General features: G+C 64.4%; 3 protein-coding genes. 1 reads left to right on the forward strand and 2 read right to left on the reverse strand.

The features are described 5' to 3' along the window. The first annotated feature begins 2 nt into the window (after positions 1-2). Positions 3-1,418: a glutamate synthase subunit beta gene (locus tag EOA23_RS31865; RefSeq protein ID WP_127307011.1), complete on the forward strand. Its 1,416-nt coding sequence runs from the start codon at positions 3-5 to the stop codon at positions 1,416-1,418. A 153-nt stretch (positions 1,419-1,571) separates the two neighbouring features. Here EOA23_RS31865 and EOA23_RS31870 read toward each other — a convergent pair whose 3' ends face one another. Then, complete coding sequence (locus EOA23_RS31870) at positions 1,572-2,780, reverse strand: DUF459 domain-containing protein (RefSeq protein ID WP_127307012.1); 1,209 nt, start codon at positions 2,778-2,780, stop codon at positions 1,572-1,574. A 123-nt stretch (positions 2,781-2,903) separates the two neighbouring features. Continuing rightward, positions 2,904-4,124, reverse strand: a complete 1,221-nt coding sequence (locus tag EOA23_RS31875) for a lytic murein transglycosylase (protein ID WP_127307013.1) — start codon at positions 4,122-4,124, stop codon at positions 2,904-2,906. Between the last annotated feature and the right edge of the window lie 301 nt (positions 4,125-4,425).

The following is a 4,425-nucleotide window of genomic DNA, read 5'->3' on the forward strand; positions in this document are numbered from 1 at the left end:
AGGTGCACAAGTACCAGCCGGCCTCCGACCGCATCCGGCATTTCCGCGAATTCACGCTGCCGATGTCCGACAAGGAGGTCGAGAAACAGGCCGCGCGCTGCATGGATTGCGGCATTCCGTTCTGCCATGGGCCGACCGGCTGCCCAATCCACAACCAGATCCCGGACTGGAACGATCTCGTCTACAATGGCGACTGGGACAGCGCTATCCGCAACCTGCATTCGACCAACAATTTCCCGGAATTCACCGGCCGCATCTGCCCGGCGCCTTGCGAGGAAGCCTGCACGCTGAACCTCGAGGACATTCCGGTCGCAATCAAGACGGTCGAGCAGGCGATCGCCGACAAGGCCTACGAAACCGGCCATATCCGGCCCTATCCGCCCGAGAAGAAGACCGGCAAACGTGTCGCCGTGATCGGCTCCGGCCCGTCCGGCATGGCGGCGGCGCAGCAGCTCGGCCGCGCCGGGCACGACGTGCATGTCTATGAGCGCGAAAGCCGCCCCGGCGGCCTCATGCGCTACGGCATCCCCGACTTCAAAATCGAGAAGCACTATATCGACCGGCGCATCGAGCAGATGCAAGGCGAGGGCGTGACCTTCCATTGCGGCGTCAATGTCGGCGTCGACATGAAGGTGGCCGACCTCATCGAGGAATTCGACGCGGTGCTCTATTGCGGCGGCTCGGAAACACCGCGTCCGGCCGGCATTCCGGGGGCCGATCTCAGCGGCGTCTACGACGCCATGCCCTATCTGGTGCAGCAGAACCGCCGCGTCGGCGGCGAGCCTATCCAGTCGGTGGCCTGGCCCTCACACCCGATCATCGCCGGCGGCCAACATGTCGTGGTGGTCGGCGGCGGCGACACCTCGTCCGACTGCATCGGCACCGCCTTCCGCCAGGGCGCGGTGCGCGTGACGCAGCTCGACATCCGTCCGCAGCCGCCGGAGAAGGAAGACAAGCTCTCCGTATGGCCCTATTGGGCGACCAAGATGCGCACGTCCTCCTCGCAGGCCGAGGGCGCCGAGCGCGAATTCCAGGTGGCGACGCTCGAATTCATCGGCGAGGACGGCCAGTTGACCGGCGTGCGCTGCTGCGAGGTGGACGAGAAGCGCAAGCCGATCGCTGGCACAGAGTTCGTTATCCGCGCCGATCTCGCCTTCATCGCCATCGGCTTTGCCGGCCCGGCGGGCGACAGCCTGATGAAGGAACTGGACGGCAAGATCAAGGTCGTCACCGACAGCCGCCGCTCGCGGAATGTCGAGGCCAATGATCGCGACTACAGGACGAGCGTCGACAAGCTCTATGCCGCGGGCGACGTGCGCCGGGGCCAGTCGCTGGTGGTCTGGGCGATCCGCGAGGGCCGCCAGGCGGCGCGCTCGATCGACGAGGCGTTGATGGGGTCGACGGTGCTGCCGCGGTAAGACCGTTTAGAAATTCTACTCCTGCGGCCAGTTGATGGCGTTTCTGCACTTCCGGTGCTCACGTACGTCAACGTACGCTCCGCTCCGGTTCTCGAAAACACCACCATCTGACTCGCACGAGCGAATTTCTGAAACGGTCTCCGAGCCGATGAGCTACTGATTGATGCCCGCCCCAGTATCGGGCTGAGCGGCGGCGGTCGGCTTTGGCGGCCAGGAAAAATCGTCGGCGCGGCCGGGCGAGGCGGCCGGCGCCTTGCCTTCCAGGATCAGCTTTTCGCCAGGCAGGTTCGGATTGGCCTTGGCTGGTTGCGCGGCACCCAGCAGTTCGGTTCCCCCGTCGAGCGCCGGGTCGCCGAGCAGCATCGGCGCGGTGCGGTCGACGATGACGGGCGCGGCGGCCGGCTTGGGCGCCTCGACCGGAGCGCCCGTCGGCGCGGACACGGTGGTGATGCTTCCCGGCGCCGCCAGTCCGAGAATCTTGGCCAGGGGCTTTTCCGTGTAGAAGGCGAGCTTGCGCTTGCCGGCCTTGGTGACGTTGATGCCGTCGTCGGAGCGCAGGCGCACCGGCTGGCCGTTGATGTCGGGGCCGGAGGTGACGAAAGCGCCGTTCTCGTCGACGAAGCCATCCCAGACATCGACGAACTCGCCGCCATGGGTCTGGGCGGCCGAGTGATAGATGTCGTTGAAGGCGAGCATGTCGGAGTTCATCTTCGACACACCGAAAGCCGGCATGCCGACCCACAGGAACGGCACCTTGGTCTCCTGAAGAGCCTTGCCCAGCGCATCGGTGCGGCGCTCATATTCCTTGGTCCAGTTCTCCGAGCGCGGCTGCTCGCGCACGTCGCCGACCTTCATCTGCTGCCGGTCGTTGGAGCCCAGCATGACGATCACGACCGCCGGTTTCTCGGTCTCGATCAGCGATTTTATCTGGGCTGGCCAATTGTAGACATCGTCGCGAACGAAGCCGGAGGAACCGTTGGAGCGGGCGACGATCCTGACGGCGGGATTGTCGGCAAAGGCCGTGTCCAGGCCTTCGGCCAGGCCGCCCGCAAGAAAATCGCCGACCACCAGCACGACGCGGGCGTCGTTGGTCTTCTCGACGATCGGCGTTTCGGGCTCCGCCGGCGGGCGTGGCTTGGGCTTCTTCTTGGGTTTCGGCCTTGGCTGGACTTCGACGGGCGGCTCGATGCGTTCGCTGCGGCGCGGAAACAGAAGATCGCGCAGCGACCAGCCGCGGCTTTCCTCCTGCGCGAACGCAGGGGCGTGGAAAGCGCCGGCGGCGGTGACGACAAGCACGGCAAGGGCAAGAATCAGGATCGGCGTCCGGCGAATGCCCTGCCTGATACGCGCGACCAAAACCAAAAACCTCTCCATCCCTTGGCGCATGACCAGGCAAATACGGGAAAGTCATGCGCAAGCCGAAGCGCTACCGCATCCTTGCCGTCTTCGAAAGGATGCCCGGCGCCCTAAATTAGAGCGGCTCTGCTACCGCTTGCGGAGCCATTTGAGCACTTCCAGGCTCGGATAGCCATCCTGGGTCAGACCGACCTTTGCCTGGTAGGCCATGATGGCGGCCTTCGAGCCGTCGCCGATCTTGCCGTCGAACTTGCCGTCGTAATAGCCGTGCTCGGAAAGCCGCTTCTGCAACTCCTGCCGCTCCTCGAAGCTGAGCTTGGTGAAAGGTCGCTGCCAGTCCTGCACAAGGCCGGTGCCGCCGGCGATCTCGTCGGCCAGAAGGCCGACGGCCAAGGCGTATTTGTCGGCATTGTTGTAGGCCTTGATGACCGAGAAATTCCGGATCATCAGGAAGGCGGGGCCGCCCCGGCCGTCCGGCACTTTCAAAGTCGCCTTGTCGGTCAGGTTCTTGAACGGCTTGCCGCTGGCCCTGACGACTCCAAGAGCCTGCCACTGGGCGATCGTCTTTGCGCCGCCGGGCAGCTTGCCGGCCGGTATGGTGACCTCATAGCCCCAGGTCTTGCCAGCCTGCCAACCGTTCTTCTTGAGCAGATTGGCGGAGGTCGCCAGCGCGTCGGGAATCGAATTCCAGATGTCACGCTTGCCGTTGCCGTCCATGTCGACCGCATAACGCTGATAGCTGGTCGGAATGAACTGGGTCTGGCCCATCGCGCCGGCCCAGGAGCCCATCAGATGGCTCTCGTCGATGTCGCCGGTCTGCAGGATCTTCAGCGCCGCGATCAGCTGGGTGCGGGCATATTTCGAGCGCTTCGCGTCGCCATAGGCAAGGGTGGCCAGCGAACGGATGACGTTGCGCATGATGTCGTCGCGCTTGAGCGTCTCGCCATAATTCGATTCCATCGACCAGATGGCCAGAAGGATGTTGCGGTCGACGCCGAACCGCGCCTCGATGCGGTCGAGCCAAGGCTTCCATTTGCGTGCCATCGCCTGGCCGTTCGCGACCGCCTGGTCGTGCACGCGGTTGTCGAAATAGTCCCAGGCGGGCGCGGTGAACTCCGGCTGGGTGCGGGCTTTTTCCAGCACGACCGGGTCGGGCTCGATGCCTCTCATGGACTGATCGTAGACAGCGCCCGAAACGCCGCCCGCCACCGCGGTGGCGCGGAAGCCCGCGACCCACTGGCGGAACCCGGCATCGGCGAAAGCGGGTCCGGCGGGCATCAGCAGGGCCAATGTCAGGCCGGCTGCGGTCGCCAGTGCCGTCAGGCGCCTCGCGGTGTTGCGAACGGACATCATTTCCTCCTTCGTCAAATCAGGAAGGATCATTCAACGCCGAACCGGGTTAGTATTTAGTTTACCATAGGTGCCGCCGGGAACGAAAAGAGGTGTCGTGGCTTTTAGCTCTCACATTCAACCTGGACGTTCGGTAGCCCAACATTCCGGCGTGAAAATGATTCCGGCGTGAAAATGTTTGGGGGGATTGCGGAGCGTGCCGCCGAGCGGATAATTGGCCGAAAAGCAGGGGTGTCAGCATGAAGCGCGTTCGCAAGGCAGTTTTCCCGGTGGCCGGCCTCGGCACGCGGTTCCTTCCGGC

The sequence above is a fragment of the Mesorhizobium sp. M2A.F.Ca.ET.042.01.1.1 genome, assembly GCF_003997405.1.
In the GTDB taxonomy this organism is placed as follows: domain Bacteria; phylum Pseudomonadota; class Alphaproteobacteria; order Rhizobiales; family Rhizobiaceae; genus Mesorhizobium.

Bases quoted from the DNA above. Each gene is read 5' to 3' on its own strand.
- EOA23_RS31875 (WP_127307013.1), bottom strand. From the start codon at position 4,124: ATGTCCGTTCGCAACACCGCGAGGCGCCTGACGGCACTGGCGACCGCA.